17 protein-coding genes and 1 pseudogene are annotated in these 18,263 nt (G+C 42.9%); 11 read left to right on the plus strand and 7 right to left on the minus strand.

Annotated elements, in window-relative coordinates:
• From V7K31_RS12450 to V7K31_RS12485, 8 genes are all read left to right on the plus strand, one after another.
• Positions 1-1,668: putative Ig domain-containing protein (locus V7K31_RS12450; protein WP_335094655.1), on the plus strand; the 1,668-nt coding region annotated here is incomplete at its 5' end.
• A 615-nt stretch (positions 1,669-2,283) separates the two neighbouring features.
• Positions 2,284-2,571, plus strand: a complete 288-nt coding sequence (locus V7K31_RS12455; RefSeq protein ID WP_335094656.1) for a Mo-dependent nitrogenase C-terminal domain-containing protein — start codon at positions 2,284-2,286, stop codon at positions 2,569-2,571.
• A 194-nt stretch (positions 2,572-2,765) separates the two neighbouring features.
• The gene (locus V7K31_RS12460) at positions 2,766-3,440 is read left to right on the plus strand and encodes a response regulator transcription factor (protein ID WP_335094657.1); all 675 of its coding nucleotides are present in this window, start codon (positions 2,766-2,768) and stop codon (positions 3,438-3,440) included.
• A gap of 206 nt (positions 3,441-3,646) precedes the next feature.
• Complete coding sequence (arsM, locus tag V7K31_RS12465) at positions 3,647-4,615, plus strand: arsenosugar biosynthesis arsenite methyltransferase ArsM (RefSeq protein ID WP_335094658.1); 969 nt, start codon at positions 3,647-3,649, stop codon at positions 4,613-4,615.
• Between the two features lie 394 nt (positions 4,616-5,009).
• Positions 5,010-5,978 (plus strand): inorganic phosphate transporter, encoded by a 969-nt coding sequence (locus V7K31_RS12470; RefSeq protein WP_335094659.1) that lies wholly within the window; start codon positions 5,010-5,012, stop codon positions 5,976-5,978.
• 34 nt (positions 5,979-6,012) lie between these two features.
• Positions 6,013-7,020 (plus strand): arsenosugar biosynthesis radical SAM (seleno)protein ArsS, encoded by a 1,008-nt coding sequence (arsS, locus tag V7K31_RS12475; RefSeq protein ID WP_335094660.1) that lies wholly within the window; start codon positions 6,013-6,015, stop codon positions 7,018-7,020.
• 289 nt (positions 7,021-7,309) lie between these two features.
• On the plus strand, positions 7,310-7,495 hold the full coding sequence (locus V7K31_RS12480; protein ID WP_335094661.1) for a BrnT family toxin: 186 nt from the start codon (positions 7,310-7,312) through the stop codon (positions 7,493-7,495).
• On the plus strand, positions 7,458-7,724 hold the full coding sequence (locus V7K31_RS12485) for a BrnA antitoxin family protein (RefSeq protein ID WP_335094662.1): 267 nt from the start codon (positions 7,458-7,460) through the stop codon (positions 7,722-7,724). The genes V7K31_RS12480 and V7K31_RS12485 overlap by 38 nt, the downstream gene beginning before the upstream one ends.
• A gap of 266 nt (positions 7,725-7,990) precedes the next feature.
• Here the strand turns inward: V7K31_RS12485 and V7K31_RS12490 are convergent, their stop codons facing one another.
• The 7 genes and pseudogenes from V7K31_RS12490 to V7K31_RS12520 all read right to left on the minus strand — a co-directional run bounded on the left by V7K31_RS12490 (position 7,991) and on the right by V7K31_RS12520 (position 12,894).
• A complete protein-coding gene (locus V7K31_RS12490) occupies positions 7,991-8,779 on the minus strand; it encodes a BMC domain-containing protein (RefSeq protein ID WP_335094663.1) in 789 nt (262 codons plus the stop codon).
• A 55-nt stretch (positions 8,780-8,834) separates the two neighbouring features.
• On the minus strand, positions 8,835-9,608 hold the full coding sequence (locus tag V7K31_RS12495) for a transferase (protein ID WP_335094747.1): 774 nt from the start codon (positions 9,606-9,608) through the stop codon (positions 8,835-8,837).
• Positions 9,609-9,758: 150 nt separating this feature from the next.
• Complete coding sequence (locus V7K31_RS12500) at positions 9,759-10,130, minus strand: ribulose bisphosphate carboxylase small subunit (RefSeq protein ID WP_335094748.1); 372 nt, start codon at positions 10,128-10,130, stop codon at positions 9,759-9,761.
• A pseudogene (locus V7K31_RS12505) lies at positions 10,107-11,765 on the minus strand (ribulose bisphosphate carboxylase small subunit); the annotation flags it as partial. The gene V7K31_RS12500 and the pseudogene V7K31_RS12505, both read right to left, overlap by 24 nt.
• 77 nt (positions 11,766-11,842) lie before the next feature.
• Positions 11,843-12,145 (minus strand): EutN/CcmL family microcompartment protein, encoded by a 303-nt coding sequence (locus tag V7K31_RS12510; protein ID WP_334832380.1) that lies wholly within the window; start codon positions 12,143-12,145, stop codon positions 11,843-11,845.
• A gap of 6 nt (positions 12,146-12,151) precedes the next feature.
• Positions 12,152-12,496, minus strand: a complete 345-nt coding sequence (locus V7K31_RS12515) for a carbon dioxide-concentrating mechanism protein CcmK (protein ID WP_196515968.1) — start codon at positions 12,494-12,496, stop codon at positions 12,152-12,154.
• 89 nt (positions 12,497-12,585) lie between these two features.
• A complete protein-coding gene (locus V7K31_RS12520; protein WP_190891121.1) occupies positions 12,586-12,894 on the minus strand; it encodes a carbon dioxide-concentrating mechanism protein CcmK in 309 nt (102 codons plus the stop codon).
• 663 nt (positions 12,895-13,557) lie between these two features.
• Here V7K31_RS12520 and V7K31_RS12525 point away from each other — a divergent pair.
• From V7K31_RS12525 to V7K31_RS12535, 3 genes are all read left to right on the plus strand, one after another.
• Positions 13,558-15,414, plus strand: a complete 1,857-nt coding sequence (locus V7K31_RS12525) for an NAD(P)H-quinone oxidoreductase subunit F (protein WP_335094664.1) — start codon at positions 13,558-13,560, stop codon at positions 15,412-15,414.
• Between the two features lie 96 nt (positions 15,415-15,510).
• Entirely contained in the window at positions 15,511-17,016 is a 1,506-nt protein-coding gene (locus tag V7K31_RS12530; RefSeq protein ID WP_335094665.1) for an NADH-quinone oxidoreductase subunit M, read from the plus strand.
• Between the two features lie 107 nt (positions 17,017-17,123).
• Positions 17,124-18,254: a CO2 hydration protein gene (locus tag V7K31_RS12535; protein ID WP_335094666.1), complete on the plus strand. Its 1,131-nt coding sequence runs from the start codon at positions 17,124-17,126 to the stop codon at positions 18,252-18,254.
• Positions 18,255-18,263: the final 9 nt, after the last annotated feature.

The raw sequence follows: 18,263 nt of genomic DNA on the forward strand, positions 1-18,263 counted from the left end.
TACAACAGCAATGGCACTCTCGACACCAGCTTCAACGCTACTGGTAAAGTTATTACCGACTTTAACAACAGTTATGACGATGGCAAAAGCATCACTGTGCAATCGGACGGTAAGATTCTGGTGGCGGGAAGTAGCGGCGATAACAGTAGCAATTCTGACTTTGCGATCGCTCGTTACAACAGCGATGGCACTCTCGACACCACCTTCAACGCTACTGGTAAAGTTACAACCGACTTTAACAACAGTTATGACGATGGCAAAAGCATCACTGTGCAATCGGACGGCAAGATTCTGGTGGCGGGAGATAGCAATCAGGACTTTGCTGTTGCCCGTTACGTGGTCAACCAAGTTCCAGAACTAGCGAATATAATTGACGATCAACAAGCCACCCAAGATAGTGTCTTCAACTTCATCGTCCCAACTAACACTTTCACTGATGCGGATGTTGGAGATAAACTAACTTACACTGCAACTCTAGAAAATGATCACCTCCTACCCACTTGGTTGAACTTCAATCCTACTACCCTTACTTTCAGTGGCACTCCGACAAATAAGGATGTGGGTAGTTTGAACATCAAAATCACCGCTAAAGATATTGCTGGGGATGAAGCCAATGATGTTTTTACACTTGGGGTTGCTGACCATACTAATCCTAATATCCAGTCGATTACCCTACTGACAAAAATTACAGGCGATATCTTTAGTGTCAAGACTAACGTGAACACTAAAGGTAATAAAGCAAAACTCTTAATCAAGATTCAAAGCAGCACCGCCAACCAGGTGAATGAGCTGGGTGTATTTTTCGTTGACGATGAAAAAGGTACAATTAACGGCATAGCCCCTGGTGCAGAAGGCTATACACAAGCGGCTCTTTCGCGTTCACAGGTGATTTTATCTTCCATTGCCAAGTTGCCCAAGGGTTTTAAGCAGACTGACCTGAAAAACATACTAGAATTCGAGCCTGATACCAAACTCAGATTTTATCTGGTATCCAACAGTACTACTGAGGCTGTACTGTCTGGAGAAACCCCTTTTTCTAATGTCCTTTTTTCCTCAGCTACAAATAGCAACACAGAAGGTGAAGGGTTTTCTCTCAACTTCCAAAATTTCGTTGTGACGGTTCAACCAACAGAGCAACAGGTATCTTTAGGTAGTGGTCTGCAAGGTAAAAATCAAGGCGAACTGATTGATTTACGGAGTGTGACACAATCGGTAACAGCTAACTTTGTAGTCAACAGAGAAGCATCTTACAACGATTATGTGGGCTTCTATCAGGTGACTGATCAGAATGGTGGTATTGATACCAATGGTGATGGCAAAGCAGATATTCTCGTTGGTCAGGCTGGTTACGCCCAAGCCGCCGTGAGTAGACGTGTTCCAGGCATTGACTTGACGGTGAGCAACCAAGGTACAGCAAATTACACTGGTAGTTTCGGATCTGATTCTCTGTTTGCGCCGTTTATTATTGTTGATGGTCAACCCGATGCCTTTCTCAATAGCAATGCCAATAAGAATGTTTACTTCTCATTTTTGGGTGCTAACTCAGACAAGACAGATCACATTCGTCTGTTGGGAAATAACACCTTTGGTTTTGAAGATTTACCAAATGGTGGTAATAAAAGTTACAACGATATGATTGTGCAGGTAAATTTGAGTGTCAATCTCTAAAAGCTTGCTCTAGACAAGCTTTCACCTTACAGCAGAATTCAAGTATTTAAGTAGGTAGGCGTAATTAAATATAAGATCAAACCTCACCCTCAATCCCTCTCCGAACTCACGGAGAGGGAAGCCGGAGGCACGGGTGAGGTTTTATATTTAATTTGACCCACTTACTTACAGCTATTTTCGTCTTAAATAGACCACGCGGTAGGGGCACAGCATTGCTCATGAGTGTCAACTTAAGCGCAAACCCTTTTAAAACCTCGTTTCTAGCAAGAAGGCTGGAAATGCAGATCAATTGCGGCTCTGCCGCCAGCAAGGGAGGCAGAGCCTCTAGAACGGCATTCCCAGTCGGAGACTCTTAACGAGACAATCTAAAAGCTGCTTCTAGAAAGGCTTTCACGTTAAGTTGACACCTATGAGCATTGCTGTGCCCTTACGATAGATGTGGTTCAAATAACTTGAATTCTGCTGTAACAGTGTACCTAGAGACTCATTCTATCTCTGTAGAGAACCAAAAAATGAGCAATCAGTGCATAAAACTATAGAATCTAACCGTATGTATTTATAGAGGTTCAAATACAAGAAACTCAATCTAGTTAGAAATTATTAAGGTGAACAATTATGACAAACTTTATTCAAGTCCACTTACACAATGATCTACTGCACCCAGTCCGCCAGTGGTTGGAAACGATAGAAATTCATAACTCTAAATTGGCTCATTTCCTGTGCAAAGCTATTCCTGCTCAGTGTCCCTTTGACCGAGACATCACGCTGTTTGGTCGGAAGCTATTTCACATTCCTCCAATGTGTAAATTAAATCCCCTATACGAGGAAGTGGTTGGTTTGCGTTTTAAAGCGCTTTGTTATCTTGCCGATGAATGCGGTGAAGATGTTACAGCCTATTGCTAATAGCCAGTTGGATCGTTCTTTGATCAAGCAGCGATCGCTAATTGCAGACTTACGGTTGTTACTTACTCAGGATTTATACTAAGCTAGCATACACCTAATTAGATGTTTGGCTATTCAGTAGCTGGCATCTCGAAGACAGTGTTTCCAGACCGTATTGTTACTTACCGTACCCTGCTGAAATCATTAACATCATCATGACGCACATCTTACTAGTTGAAGATGAAGTCAAACTGGCACGATTTGTCGAATTAGAATTGAATTATCAAGGCTATCAAGTCAGTATTGCCTACGATGGATTAACTGCCCTCACCGCAGCGCGTGAGTTACATCTAGATTTAGTAATTTTAGACTGGATGTTGCCAGGTTTGTCGGGGTTGGAAATTTGCCGCCGCCTGCGAAGTATTGGTGATCAAGTGCCGATAATCTTGTTAACCGTCAAAGATGAAGTAAGCGATCGCATTGTAGGCTTAGACGCTGGTGCTGATGATTACCTCGTTAAACCCTTCAGCATTGATGAATTATTAGCCAGAGTCGGCGTTCACCTGCGAAGAAGCCAGCAAGCAGATGGCGCAGATGTTTTAGAATTTGAAGACCTGAGTTTAAATCGTCGCACGCGCCAAGTGTACCGAGATCATCGGTTAATTGAGTTAACTGCTAAGGAATTTGATTTACTAGAATATTTATTGGCCAATCCGCGACAGGTAATTACCTGCGATCGCATTTTAGAGGAAGTCTGGGGTTACGACTTGATGGGCGATGCGAACATCATTGAAGCTTACATTCATTACCTGCGCCTGAAACTTGAAGCCAATAACGAAAAATGCCTCATTCAAACTGTGAGCGGTGTTGGTTACACATTGCGTGATTGAATTTGGGCATTGGGCATTGGGCATTGGGCATTGGACATTAGGGAAAGACCCTGCCCCCTTCTAGTGTCAAATAACGCTAAAACACCAAATTTTTCTGTTTTATGAAGATTTGGGGTTTTTGGCAATCTCAGCCAAAACTCATCCAACTCAGAGCTTTAATTATACTAGGATGCACAAAACTATGATCATCTAAAATCTAAAATGGCATGACCTATCTAGAAACAGCAGCGCAATTCTACCGTGAAGTTGCTCAAACCCCGCAAGTTGGACTTTGTTGTGTGCAAAGTACACCCCTGCAACTACCAGGATTGAAAATTTCTTTGCTAATGCAGCAAATGAACTATGGTTGTGGCACCACTGTTCACCCCACGGAACTAGGAAAGCAACCGACTGTCCTGTATGTCGGTGTTGGCGGCGGCTTAGAAGCGTTGCAATTCGCTTATTTTTCTCGCTATGCAAGTGCTGTAATTGCCGTTGAACCAGTTGCAGCCATGCGGGAAGCCGCCGCACGCAATTTGGAAATTGCTGCTCAAGAAAACCCGTGGTTTGACACCAGTTTTGTAGAAATCCGTGAAGGGGATGCTTTTAACTTAGCCGTTGCTGATGCTAGCGTCGATATCGTGGCGCAAAATTGTCTTTTCAACATCTTTGAACCAGAAGATTTAACCCGTGCTTTAAAAGAAGCCTATCGGGTATTAAAACCAGGCGGACGCTTGCAGATGAGCGATCCAATTGCCACTAGTCAAATTCCAGCACATCTTCAACAAGATGAACGACTGAGAGCCATGTGTTTATCAGGCGCACTCACATATCAAGAGTATACTGAACGGATCACAAATGCTGGCTTTGGTCAAGTTGAAATTCGCGCCCGTCGTCCTTATCGTCTCCTAGATAGCCAAACTTATAATTTAGAAGAACACCTACTTTTAGAAAGCCTGGATTCTGTCTCGTTTAAAGTTGCTATTCCAGAAGATGGTGCTTGCATTTTCACTGGTAAAACAGCAATCTATGCTGGTTTGGAACCCTTCTTTGACGATTCAGCAGGTCATCTACTTCAGCGAGGTATTCCCGTAGCAGTGTGTGATAAGACTGCTGCTAAACTTGCTGCTATCAAGCCAGCAGAAATAATTGTTACCAATTCAACCTGGCACTATAGCGGTGGTGGTTGCTGTTAATTTATTAAGAAAGAATTCAGGTATCAGGAGGAGGTAGTGCGGTCTTGGGATCTCCCCAAATAGAGCAACTACCGTTAATAATTCAGAATAATTTTGTGCGACTGAGGAATGAATGCACAATTTGAATATTTCACTAATTGCATTCTTAATTCTGGATTCTGGATTCTTACCGAAGAAGAATTCAGAAGTCAGGAGCCAGAATTGAATTCTGAACTAAAAAGTGGATGAATCCTGCATCTTCTGCGCCCGACTTCAGTCGTGCAGGAGAAGAAAAGAATTAAAGAGCTTGAAACCCCTGACTTGACTGCTGGGGTATTCTGACGCCTCGGCGGAGCTTTCCTTGCTCCGCTCCTGAATTCTGACTCCTTTTCATTTCTTCTCTATTAGCCCCAAAATGTTGTTAATTAGTCTATTTATCGCTACGCTTTTTTTAGCATACTCCAATGGTGCAAATGACAACTTTAAAGGTGTAGCAACGCTGTTTGGTAGCCTAACAAGCAGCTATCAAACAGTAATTTTGTGGGCAACTTTTACAACTTTTGCTGGTGCAGTAACTGCAACTTTTTTGGCAAGTACACTAATTAAAAACTTCTCTGGAAAAGGACTAGTACCTGATGCGATCGCTAACACCCCACAGTTTCATATAGCAATAGCGATCGCAGCTGGTTTAACTGTGCTTATAGCCGCCCTCATGGGGTTTGCCATTTCCACCACTCACAGTTTAACAGGTGCTATTGTTGGCGCTGGATTAGTTGCGATCGGACTCAAAGTTAATTTTGCAGCTTTGGTAACTTCCTTTATTTTGCCTCTATTACTCAGTCCAATCATTGCTATTCTCTTGGGAGCAGGAATTTACAGCTTATCTAGCTATATCAATTCAAAATGGCATCTACCAGTCAATCAGAAAATGATCGATACTTGCCATTTTATCAGCGCCGGAATTATCAGTTTTACTAGAGGATTAAATGACACTCCCAAGATTGTTTCACTCATTTTAATTATTGAGTATTTTTCGATTCAGGGAGGAATGATTACGATAGCGATCGCAATGGCACTTGGCGGTTTACTCAACTCCCAAAAAGTTGCTGTTACCATGAGTACAAAAATTACCTCAATGAATCATACTCAAGGCTTATCAGCAAATATAGTAACTGGATTTCTGGTCATTGTAGCTAGTGGATTTGGGCTTCCAGTTTCCATCACTTATGTTTCAGTTGGTTCTATTTTTGGAGTAGGATTAATTGGTAAAAAAACTAATATGCGTGTTTGTTATCAGATACTACTATCGTGGATTTTAACCTTACCTACTGCTGCAATTATTAGTGGAATAACCTACAGATTATTGCAAGGTTATAAAATTTGAATATATTTGTACCCTCTTTAAGGAGTAGTAACTAATGCAAACTCAATCAATAATTACACTAGATACAGCAGTCACACCGTTTAAAAACAAACTCAGTTCACCTTTGACAAAAAAAGGAATTACTGTTTTACAAATTAATCTAGGTAAGCGTTGTAACCTTGCCTGTACACATTGTCATGTCGAAGCTAGTCCAAAACGTACAGAAGAACTTTCTCCTGAAATTTGCGAACAATTGATTTCGCTAATCCATAAATTTCCCGAAATTCAAATTGTGGATTTGACTGGTGGCGCACCAGAAATAAATTATGGATTTAAGCCACTGCTAGAAGCAGCAAGAGCAACTGGTAAACAAGTGATTGTCCGCTCTAATTTGACCATTTATTTTGAAGATGGATTTGCTGATTTACCAGAATACTTTGCTAAACACCAAGTAAGAGTTGTGGCTTCCCTACCCTGCTACTTAGCGGATAATGTTGATAAAATGCGCGGTGTTGGTGTTTTTGATAGTTCAGTCAAAGCTTTGCAGTGGCTTAACCAACTCGGCTATGCTAAAGAGCCAAATTTAACTTTGGACTTGGTATTTAATCCCCAGTTACCCACAGGTGAAAAATTTTCCTTAGCTCCCGAACAGACCAACCTAGAACGAGATTATAAAATGTTCTTGCAAGAACATTTTAATATTGTGTTTAACAACCTGTTCACCATTACCAACCTCCCTGTTGGTAGAACCAAAATGCATTTAGAACGGAGAAAACTGTACACCAGCTATTTGCTGTTTTTAGAGTCGTATTTTAATCCCAGCACAGTTGAACATTTAATGTGTCGTGATGAACTTTCAATTGACTATCTAGGCAATGTATATGATTGTGATTTTAACCAAATGATGAATTTGCCTGCGAAAAATCACAATGGTGAAACTCTGACAGTTAGCAAACTCTTAGAAGCTGGCAGTTTAGACCTGATTAGTGAGATACAAACTGCTGCTTATTGCTATGGTTGCACTGCTGGGTGTGGTTCTAGTTGTGGTGGTGCTTTGCTCTAAGGTTGTTAAAAAAAGTCTGTTACCAAAATTGTTACGAGTGCGTTGGTGTAGCCCAACCCAGGCATCGCAAAATCATTGCGCCTACGTTATCGCTCAACCCAACCTACGCAAAATCAGGTTTTTATCTCTAACACCGAGCGTATTGGGATATTATGCCGGATAATACAGATGGTTGAATTAGCGTGTCTAAATTTTCATGCAGTTTGAGTGAGATGAGGCGAAAAATTTAGAGAATCTTCGCAAACATGAGATTGATTTCGCCGATGTTCCTGAGATGTTTTAAAGTCGAATGCTAATTGAGTTAGACGATCGTTTTGATTACGGAGAAGATCGTTGGTTCGGTATAGGTTTCCTCGGCAACGGTGTAGCCGTTGTAGTTTGGACAGAACGCAAAAATAATGTGATTCGGATCATTTCAGCCCGAAGGGCAAATCGGTATGAGCGACAAAGACTTGAGAAATACCTCTGGTACTAACTGGACAGCATTGGAGTCAATGAACGATGAAGAAATTGACTACTCTGACATTCCACCATTGACAGAAGAGTTTTTTCAGAAAGCTACTCTCCGAGTTCCGGCACCTCAAGCACAGCAATTGGTACAGATTGAGCCAGATATACTAGAGTGGTTTCAAGCTCAAAGCGGAGAATATAAAGCCTTAATCAACTCTGTTTTACGTCATCACATCAAAAACTGTGATGAATAGGGAGCAGTGTAACAATTTAAAATTCAATATTACAGCGGAACTTGCCCCCTCGATTAGATGACAATTTATATCGGGGGGGTATTGCTTGATATTTACTCAAAAGCTTGATTTCCAAAACGCGATCGCATCTTTTGGAAATCAAGCGATCGCAAAATCAGTATATAGGTATTTTACTTATGGATTGAAGAAGCTATTATCAGAACAATAAGAGCGTAAGATGCCTTCCATCTCCCGATGAATGCTGGATGAGGATTTTCCAAAATTCATCATTCATCATTCCATAATTCTTCTGTAACTTTTGTAGTTAGCTTGGTTAAATCTGGTAATCTTAGTATCTCGATTTCGGCAACTTGTTCTTTAATATTCACAGGCAAGTTTAACGGTTGGTGTTTTTCTATCCAGCAACTTGCTAATGGCAAAGTTAGCTCCATTTCATCTAGTGGTCGAGGAATTACCATCACTGCATTCAATTCCCCAATGCGTTCTGCCTCAAACATTCCTGCTTCCACTGCTACCGCCACATTTGCTACGGAACCGCGAATAATGGCTGTACACAAACCCGCACCAATTTTTTCATAAGCTGCCAAATGAACATCAGCAGCTTTGAGCATGGCATCACACGCTCCTACCATCGCTGGAAATCCTCGCGTTTCTACCAAACCAATTGCTTGATTACTCAGACGGCTGTAATTGCCCTCCTCCATCAATTTAGTGAAACGGGTTGTGATGGGAAGCACTATATCTAAGTTGGGATAAGGTCGAGGAATCACCAAACTAGAAATCAACTGACCAAACTGTTCAGCCGTTTGCACACCTGATTCTACCGCCAGACGCACGTCAGCAATTCCACCCCGGACGATCGCAGTACAATGACCGCTACCAATTTTTTCATACCCAACTAGGTGAACTCCCGCCGATTTCAGCATCATATCCGCCGTACCAACTATCGCTGGAAAGCTGCGGGTAGAAACTAAACCCAAAGCAGTATCCTCGTAGGTTTCTTGACGATGCGCTCCCTGGAGGGTATTGATAGACCGTTGATTATATGTTTCCATGTGAATTCTCCAAGATACGGAAAAGCCGACAACTTACAATTAACACTTACTCGGACTAATCGTCAGAGTTTGGGTTGCTCAAGGATTGTCTATGAGGAAACAATGTAGTCAACAGTCTGCTTATGCTCCCTTGCCCATAGATTTGATTCCCAAAACCGTTAGGTGATTCTGTGGCTATCTGACTCGAGTCTGAGTCATGTTCTGTATACTCTTGGGCGGCTTCCTCCAAACTGGAGTCAGGATCATTAGGCGGTTCTTCCACGGGAGGAGACTGTTTTTCTGGAGTGGCGGGAGATTTAAAATAAGAAATCGACTTGTTTTGTTTGAAATCCACAAAAGCCGCAGCTGAGAAGTTAGTTGAGGAAATTACCTTTTCTTTAACTCCACCTAAGCCATTTTCCTCTTCCTTCTGCGGTGGTGGACTTGTAGAAGCTGGGTTATTTGTGGATGGTTCCAGTTGCTTTGTTTGGAAAATCTGCCGACTAGTGTCTCCTAAAATCGAACCAGATGGTACTACTTGTCCAGGTTCAACTGAATAGTTAAAAACTGTTGTCGCCGAACCAATGCAAGCATTTGCTCCAATTTTGCCCTTGCCAACCATCAAAAAACCTGCTCCCAGGTTTGCACCTGCTTCTACCTCTAGGGTTCCTTCATGGACTTGGAGAATTGCTCCCATACCAATACAGACCCCTGGCCCAATGATAATCTTGCTGTTTGCAGCCGCTTGCAGTATTACCCCAGGTGCAAGTACCGCGCTTGGATGAATACTCACCTCACCACTAATGTAAGAATCAAAGTTATTGCTGAGGTGCGGTAGCGGCACAGACATGGAAATTTTAACCTCGGAAGCCGGATGTAGTACTGAGTGCTGAGTGCTGAGTGCTGAGTGCTGAGTATGTTCCAAAATCTGAGTTTACAGTTGGTGTGACTGGTGTCTTTAAGTCTCAACTCAGCACTCAGCACTTTTAACTCAGCACTACTATGGTCGTTGAATAATCGTTTCCAATACCCGACGCTTCGCTTTGGGGTCAACACCAATTAAGCGCACATATTCACCTGGATATTCGCCGAGTTGCTTTTCTAGGGCAGCGATCGCTTCTCTTTCTGAGGAGGCTTGAATTTGACCGGTACTAGTCCAGGAACCTGTACGGAACCGCCGTTGGTCTACATGTTCAATGCTAATTTTTGAGCCGCCAGCCAATAATTGCCGGAGTTGGTCTACTATTTCAGTACTCAAGCGGGTACTGGTAGCTGTTGCTGTAGCAGTACCAGAGGGTGCATTGCTAGTAAATGATTTTTGACTGCCAGAGGAGGCTACTTGACCATTTGGACGTTGGATAATCGTTTCCAATACCCGACGCTTTGCTTTGGGGTCAATACCAATTAAGCGCACATATTCCCCTGGATATTCGCCCAGGTGCTTTTCTAGGGCTGAGATCGCTTCTCTTTCTGAGGAGGCTTGAATTTGACCGGTACTAGTCCAGGAACCTGTACGGAACCGCCGTTCATCTACGTGTTCAATGCTAATTTTATATCCACTACTCAATAATTGCCGGAGTTGGTCTACTACTTCAGTACTCAAGCGGGTACTGGTAGCTGTTGCTGTTGCTGTTGCTGAGGTCCCACTCGTACTAAATGATTTCTGACTGCCAGAGGAGACTACTTGACCATTTGGACGTTGGATAATGCTTTCTAATACGCGCCGTTTGGCTTTGGTATCAATGCCGATTAAACGCACATACTCACCTTGATGGCTTTCGATACATTCTTCCAAGGCGGAGATTACTTGATTTATGGAAGTTGCTTCAATTGATTTGCAACTAGTCCACGAACCAGTTCGGAAGCGGCGTTCATCTACGTGTTCCATACCAATTTTGTAACCACCTGCCAAGAGTTGGCGGATTTGCTCTACAGTTTCACCATTGACTTTGCCACTGGTAGAGTTGTTACTATTACCATTACCATTACTGCTGCTATAACTGCCATTACCACGACTAGCAGGAGCTTTAAAGGTGGTAGCTGGTTTAACATCATCATCTGGACGTTGGATGATGGTTTCTAATACGCGCCGTCTACCTTTGTCAATGCCAAACAGCCGGACATACTGGCCGCTATGCTCACTTACACAGCTTTCTAATGCTGCGATCGCTTCACCAAGCGATCTCGGTTCAATTGGTTGGCAACTAGTCCAAGAACCCGTGCGGAACCGTCTTTGGTCTACGTGTTCCGTACCTATCTTATACCCTTGCTCCAATAGATAGCGCAACTGCTCTATTGTTTCTGCACCTAAGCTATTGCTCGACACTTCACTACTCCTTTCCAACTCTAAGACAGTAATACTACTACCTGTATAAGATTTAGCAATTTCATCCCGAATGGGTGCTATACATTTGCTATCCGCAGCACAGAGATAACCCGCTCGTAATGCCTGATTAATCCCAACCACATGATGAGCAAAATCTTTATCCTGATCTTGCACATCTGGCAAACGGTCAGCTTGCTGCTGGTTGGTAATTATCGCTCCCGAAGGTATATATTTACCTGGGGGAATCTCTACGTCTTGAATCAAAGCGTGCATCATCACAATGCAACCTGCACCCACCCTGGCATTGAATACCGTAGAGCGAAAGCCAATGAAGGAATTATCCCCAACATAAGCTGGCCCGTGAATGAGAGCCATGTGGGTAATGCAAGCATTTTTACCAATCCATACCGAGTATTTATTTTGGTCATCGCCAATTACTCGACCTTGCTCTAACCCATGAATGACAACACCATCTTGAATATTGGTGTTTTCACCAAGATAAAAAGGTGTGCCTTCATCCGCTCTAATCGTAGTCCCCGGAGCAACGATTACATTTGCACCTAACCGTACATCCCCAATAATATTGGAAAATGAATGTACAAAGGCAGTTTCATGGATTTTGGGTTCAGCTAAATTCCTCGACCACGGGGTTGGGGGTGCCGCCGTGCTGCGAACTGCCATCGCGAGATTCCTCCTGTATTGTCATTTGTCAGTTGTCATTTGTCCTTTGTCGAGAGCTAATGACTAATGACCAATGACTATCGATATTGCTCTTTTTTGCTGTAAATGAGGCGATCTTCAACGTGAATGGTATCTATGATCGCCACCACTACTGCATCTAATGGACGTTGTTCATTTCCAAGAACTTGACGAGCAGCACTGCCACGACTGACAAGTACCCACTCATCTACTCCTGCTCCCACACTATCTGCTGCTACCTCATATTGTGGCAGGATGTTTCCGTCTTCATCCACTAATTGTAACAACAGTAGTTTGACACCCCTGAGACTTGGATCTTTTTGGGTGCTAACTACTGTGCCGCGAACTTTGGCAACTTGCATTACAAATTACGGTCTTCTACCGAAAGGACGAATTGCATTCACATTTTCCCGGAACTGCTCTACGTCTTCGGTATAACGAATTGGCAGAACATATTCCAAGTTCTCGTGAGGACGAGCAATGATGTGAGTAGACAGTACTTGTCCGCCAAAAACGCGCTTTACAGATTCAACACCTGCGGCCACGGAAGCTTGCACTTCCGAAACATCACCCCGGACAATCACTGTCACCCGACCACTACCGATTTTTTCATAGCCTACTAAAGTGACACGGGCAGCTTTCACCATTGCATCAGCAGCTTCTACTACTGCTGGAAAGCCTAGCGTTTCAACCATTCCTACTGCAATTGACATTAGTTTTAATCCCTATTTCAAAGTTTTTAGCCTGGACAAAAGTGATGCTTAATCAGGTAAAAGTGTTAATTACTTTGTTTAAACAGCTTTTAAGTACGGAACTGTTCCACAGCCTCTGTGTAACGTATCGGCAAAACGTATTCCAGGTTTTCGTGAGGACGAGCAATGATGTGAGTGGATAAGACTTCACCACCATTAACTCTTTTCGCCGCTTCAACCCCAGCTGCTACAGAAGCTTGCACTTCCGATACATCTCCCCTAACGATCACGGTGACACGAGCGCTACCAATTTTTTCATAGCCTACTAAAGTGACACGGGCGGCTTTCACCATCGCATCAGCAGCTTCTACTACTGCTGGAAAGCCCTTCGTTTCAATCATCCCAACTGCAATTGGCATCGCAGAACTCCTACAAAATGAATCTAATCAGTACTGTTGTTTGAAATTTTTGACGGGGAGAGCTTGATCTTAGAGTTAAGAAAACACTTCCAAATTAAGCATAGGAAAGCTTTGCATCCCTGGCAATATAAAATACTATAGTAGTTTATGATAAGAAAGTTTTAAAAAACTTAACAAAACTTTATCTGGTCTTCTGGGCAATTAAAGTTGACTAATTCCTAGAGCAGCCACTTATGCTTTATAATTTCTTTATTGCATTTACAAAACGACATTCATAACTCAGGCTAATCCCATCTGGCGAGGGACAAGCAGAGGCTGTATGTTTTGCTATATCTATCTTTCCTCAAATTTTACTCTATGTACAAGGACTAGGTGAAAAATATATAACTTTTTCAAATATATCGTATAAAGTACTTTGGTCAAAGTAGAAATACAAATGTAAAAAGGTCGGTGATGTTAAGACAAGTAAATGCTTTTACTTATGTAAAGTTATATTTTACTTATATTTAATCGGGTAAGGTTAAGTAAAAGTACTTCCGGGAATTTAGTTGAAATAATAGCAAAAAAAACATCGGTGTTTTGGTAAATTAATTTTATTAAATAAATCATAACTGTTTGAAAGCTTTTTTTAAGATTAAGGCTGAGTCGTAAAGGGAAATTTCAATGGATCAATTTCTATTTTCAACAAGTTGGTTTGTGCCTTTTTATAGCTTATTGGGCGCAATTTTGACCTTGCCGTGGGGAATAGGAATAATTCAGCGAACAGGGCCAAGACCTGCGGCATATATAAACTTGTTGACGACTGTTTTAGCTTTTGTCCATAGCCTGTTTGTATTTAAAAATATCTGGGATAGAGAACCAGAAAACTTATTGGTCACTTGGTTCAAAGCTGCGGATTTAGACTTATCTTTTAACTTGGAACTATCGCCAATCAGTATTGGGGCAACAGTTTTAATTACAGGGTTAAGCTTACTGGCACAAGTTTACGCTCTGGGTTATATGGAAAAAGACTGGTCGTTGGCGCGTTTTTTTGCGCTGCTGGGATTTTTTGAAGCAGCGCTGAGTGGTCTAGCAATCAGTGATTCTTTGTTTCTTAGCTATGCGCTTTTGGAACTCCTGACGCTTTCAACTTACTTGCTGGTGGGGTTCTGGTATGCTCAACCACTAGTAGTGACAGCAGCGCGGGATGCGTTTTGGACTAAACGGGTGGGAGACTTGTTGCTGCTGATGGCTGTGGTGACGCTTTCCACCTTAGCCGGCAGTTTGAACTTTTCGGATTTATATGAGTGGGCGCAAACAGCTAATTTAAGCCCAATGACATCGACCTTGCTGGGGTTGGCGTTAATTGCTGGGCCTGCTGGGAAATGCGCCCAATTTCCACTGCACCTGTGGTTAGATGAGGCCATGGAAGGTCCCAACCCCGCCTCGGTAATGCGAAACTCACTAGTAGTAGCTGGTGGTGCTTATCTTTTGTATAAACTGCAACCATTGTTAGCACTGTCGCCAGTTGCCTTGAATACCTTGGTAGTCATGGGCACGGTGACAGCAATTGGGGCAACATTAGTATCTATAGCTCAAATTGACATTAAGCGATCGCTATCTCATTCCACCAGTGCATACATGGGCTTAGTGTTTTTGGCAGTGGGGTTGCAACAAGGGGGTGTAGCGTTGATGTTGCTGTTAACTCATGCGATCGCTAAAGCATTATTATTCATGAGTTCTGGTTCAGTAATCTTGACTACCCAAAGCCAAGACTTAACAGAAATGGGCGGTCTGTGGTCACGGATGCCAGCCACCACCACTGCCTTTGTAGTGGGTTCAGCCGGGATGGTAACAGTGCTACCGTTGGGAAGCTTTTGGGCAATGTTAGCATGGGCTGACGGTTTCGTGAATATTAGCCCTTGGGTGATTGGGGTTTTGTTATTGGTCAATGGCTTGACAGCATTGAATTTGACCAGAGTCTTTAGATTAGTATTTTGGGGGAAACCGCAACAAAAGACCCGTCGCACGCCAGAAGTTGGTTGGCAGATGGCCTTGCCAATGGTGATTCTGACAGTATTGACTCTGCTTTTGCCTTTGATGCTACAGCAATGGTACTTGCTACCCGATTGGGAAAGTATTAATTGGTATGTGGCGTTAGCGTTGTTTGCTTCTACCGTGATGGGAGTAGGTATAGGGTCTACAGTTTATCTGCATAAAGCTTGGTCAAGATCCAGAATCTTGGCGTGGAGATTTATGCAAGACTTGTTAGGTTATGATTTTTATATTGACCGAGTTTATCTTGTAACGGTTGTGAGTGCAGTAGCACTGCTATCTAAAATTTCTGCTTGGAGCGATCGCTACTTGGTTGACGGTTTCGTAAACTTGGTTGGGTTTGCGACAATTCTCGGCGGACAAACTTTAAAGTACAGCATTTCTGGCCAATCTCAGGGCTATATGTTGACCATCCTAGCAGTTGTCAGCGTCCTGGGTTTTTTCATCAGCTGGTCATCGGGTTTACTAGATAAATTGCCTTTTTAGAGAGACGCGATAAATCGCGTCTGTACAAAACCTAGAGACGCGATAAATCGCTTCTGTTATTCTCCCTCATCCCCCTGCTCCCCTTATCTGAATTCTATGCTTAGTGTTTTAATTCTAGTGCCGTTAATCGGCGCAGCTTTAATTGGTTTCTCGCCCTCTGGAATCAGTGGGAAATTTGCCCGTGGGGTGGCTTTACTCTTTGCCAGTATCGCTTTCTTGTGGACAATCGTATTAGCAATTCAGTTCCATCCAGGGGAAATCACTCAACAGTTTGCCGAGTCTCTCCCTTGGGTAGAGGTTTTAGGCTTGAACTATAACCTTGGGATAGATGGTTTATCTTTGCCATTGCTGGTTATGAATGGACTATTGACTTGCATTGCTATCTACAGCAGCGATGAATCCCTACAGCGTCCGAAATTTTATTACTCTTTGATACTATTATTAAGTGTTGGAGTAACAGGAGCCTTTATGGCACAGGATTTACTGTTATTTTTCCTGTTTTACGAATTGGAACTGATTCCGCTATATCTATTGATAGCCATTTGGGGTGGCGCAAGACGGGGTTATGCTGCAACAAAATTTCTCATTTATACAGCAGTTTCGGGAATCCTGATTTTAGCAAGTTTCCTCGGCATGGTTTGGCTGAGTGGTTCCTCTAACTTTGCACTAGCAACCTTGAACGCTACGACTTTACCTTTAGCGACACAGCTTTTACTGCTAGCGGGGATTTTGGTCGGTTTTGGGATTAAAATTCCCTTAGTTCCCTTCCATACTTGGTTGCCAGATGCTCACGTTGAAGCTTCCACACCGATTTCCGTGCTGTTGGCTGGGGTACTGTTGAAGTTGGGAACTTACGGCTTACTGCGATTTGGTATGAATTTGTTACCAGAAGCTTGGGCTTATGTGGCTCCTTGGTTAGCGACTTGGGCAGTGGTAAGTGTATTGTATGGTTCATCCTGCGCGATCGCTCAAACCGATATGAAAAAAATGGTGGCCTATAGTTCCATTGGACACATGGGTTACGTGCTTTTAGCGGCGGCGGCGGCTACACCTTTAAGTGTTTTGGGTGCTGTGATGCAAATGATTAGCCACGGCTTGATTTCGGCAATGCTGTTTTTACTGGTGGGGGTTGTGTATAAAAAAGCCGGAAGCCGTGATTTAGAAGTCATCCAAGGATTGCTAAACCCAGAACGGGGTATGCCAGTAATCGGTAGCTTGATGATTGTCGGAGTCATGGCCAGTGCTGGTATACCGGGAATGATCGGGTTTATTTCCGAATTCGTAGTTTATCGGGGGAGTTTTCCAGTTTTTCCAGTACAAACCCTGCTGTGCATGATTGGTACAGGTTTAACAGCCGTTTACTTCTTAATTCTCGTCAACCGCGCCTTTTTTGGTCGCCTGTCTGCATCAGTTACCAACTTACCGCGTGTGTATTGGAGCGATCGCGCCCCAGCTGCAATTTTAGCTGTGCTGATTGTCATTCTCGGCATTCAACCTGGTTGGTTAGCACGCTGGACTGAACCAACAATTACAGCAATGGTGAATAGCCAAAACGTAGTATTAGCAGTGTCCTTGGATAAAGCAATGGGGAGTAGGGAGTAGGGAGTGGGGAATGGGGACTGGGGAAGAGTATTTCCCAATGCCCAATGCCCAATGCTCAATACCCAATGCCCAATGCCCCAATCCTTATACTTTTTGGAGAGATGCCAATGGTAACTATTAAAAAAAAAGCTACTCACAATCCCTTAGCTGAGTATATTGAACGTCTGCAAAAAGGAGAAGCATTACTTCCCGATAATCCAGAAAATGTCCTGGAAGTTGTTGGCATTCTGAAAAGCTATGGCGTAGTTTTAGATGCCTACTCAACAAATCTTAACTATATTGCCGAGCATCAATTTTTAGTATTTTTTCCATTTTTTAAATACTTTAATGGAGAGGTTTATTTTCAGAAATTACTCCGTCACTGGTGGCATAACCGAATTAATTTTGAATATGCCGAGTATTGCCTGAAAGCCATGATGTGGCACGGTGGCGGCGGACTAGATACGTATTTAGATACAAAAGAATTTAAAGAAAGAGCGCAAGCCGTTATCGCTGCAAAATTTAAAAATAATCCCTTAATCCCAGGTATTAACCAACTGTTTCCAGATTTCTTAACAGAACACTTGCGCGTCTCTGCTTACTACACCGGTTTAGGTCAATTCTGGCGAGTAATGGCTGATATGTTCCTCAGCTTATCAGACCGCTACGACCAAGGCGAAATCAAATCGATTCCCCAAGTTGTAGACCACATTAAAACAGCGTTAGTGGCAAATGCGTCAAACCCAATTACCTACGCCGTCAAAATTCGGGATGAAGTGTATGAAATCATTCCCAAAAGCGTTGGTTTGACCTTCTTAGCAGATACAGCCATACCTTATGTAGAAGCAGTATTCTTCCGAGGAACTCCCTTCCACGGTACAGTTTCATACAACGCCCAAGGATATCAAATTCCCCCAGATCAAACTCGATTTCAATATGGCGCATTGTATGCCGATCCTTTGCCTATCGGTGGTGCGGGTATTCCTCCCACCTTATTGATGCAGGATATGCGTCATTATCTTCCAGAGTATTTGCACGAAATTTATCGTCGCAGTCTTCGGGGTGAAGATGATTTGCGAGTCCAAATTTGCATAAGTTTCCAAAAATCGATGTTTTGCGTGACGACAGCAACGATTTTGGGACTGATGCCTTATCCTTTGGATACTAAAGATCCAAATGAGGAGAAAGGTAATCGAGTTTATTTAGAGAAGTGGATGAGTCGGTTACAAACTTCGCGGTTGCTAGATGTGAATAAATAGTTTATTTTT

It is taken from the genome of Nostoc sp. (assembly GCF_036917675.1).
GTDB lineage: Bacteria > Cyanobacteriota > Cyanobacteriia > Cyanobacteriales > Nostocaceae > Nostoc.

Bases quoted from the DNA above. Each gene is read 5' to 3' on its own strand.
- V7K31_RS12470 (WP_335094659.1), top strand. From the start codon at position 5,010: ATGTTGTTAATTAGTCTATTTATCGCTACGCTTTTTTTAGCATACTCC.
- V7K31_RS12520 (WP_190891121.1), bottom strand. From the start codon at position 12,894: ATGCCAATTGCAGTTGGGATGATTGAAACGAAGGGCTTTCCAGCAGTA.
- V7K31_RS12530 (WP_335094665.1), top strand. From the start codon at position 15,511: ATGCTTAGTGTTTTAATTCTAGTGCCGTTAATCGGCGCAGCTTTAATT.
- V7K31_RS12525 (WP_335094664.1), top strand. From the start codon at position 13,558: ATGGATCAATTTCTATTTTCAACAAGTTGGTTTGTGCCTTTTTATAGC.
- V7K31_RS12510 (WP_334832380.1), bottom strand. From the start codon at position 12,145: ATGCAAGTTGCCAAAGTTCGCGGCACAGTAGTTAGCACCCAAAAAGAT.
- V7K31_RS12480 (WP_335094661.1), top strand. From the start codon at position 7,310: ATGCTAATTGAGTTAGACGATCGTTTTGATTACGGAGAAGATCGTTGG.
- arsS (WP_335094660.1), top strand. From the start codon at position 6,013: ATGCAAACTCAATCAATAATTACACTAGATACAGCAGTCACACCGTTT.
- V7K31_RS12485 (WP_335094662.1), top strand. From the start codon at position 7,458: ATGAGCGACAAAGACTTGAGAAATACCTCTGGTACTAACTGGACAGCA.
- V7K31_RS12535 (WP_335094666.1), top strand. From the start codon at position 17,124: ATGGTAACTATTAAAAAAAAAGCTACTCACAATCCCTTAGCTGAGTAT.
- V7K31_RS12495 (WP_335094747.1), bottom strand. From the start codon at position 9,608: ATGTCTGTGCCGCTACCGCACCTCAGCAATAACTTTGATTCTTACATT.
- V7K31_RS12515 (WP_196515968.1), bottom strand. From the start codon at position 12,496: ATGTCAATTGCAGTAGGAATGGTTGAAACGCTAGGCTTTCCAGCAGTA.
- arsM (WP_335094658.1), top strand. From the start codon at position 3,647: ATGACCTATCTAGAAACAGCAGCGCAATTCTACCGTGAAGTTGCTCAA.
- V7K31_RS12455 (WP_335094656.1), top strand. From the start codon at position 2,284: ATGACAAACTTTATTCAAGTCCACTTACACAATGATCTACTGCACCCA.
- V7K31_RS12490 (WP_335094663.1), bottom strand. From the start codon at position 8,779: ATGGAAACATATAATCAACGGTCTATCAATACCCTCCAGGGAGCGCAT.
- V7K31_RS12460 (WP_335094657.1), top strand. From the start codon at position 2,766: ATGACGCACATCTTACTAGTTGAAGATGAAGTCAAACTGGCACGATTT.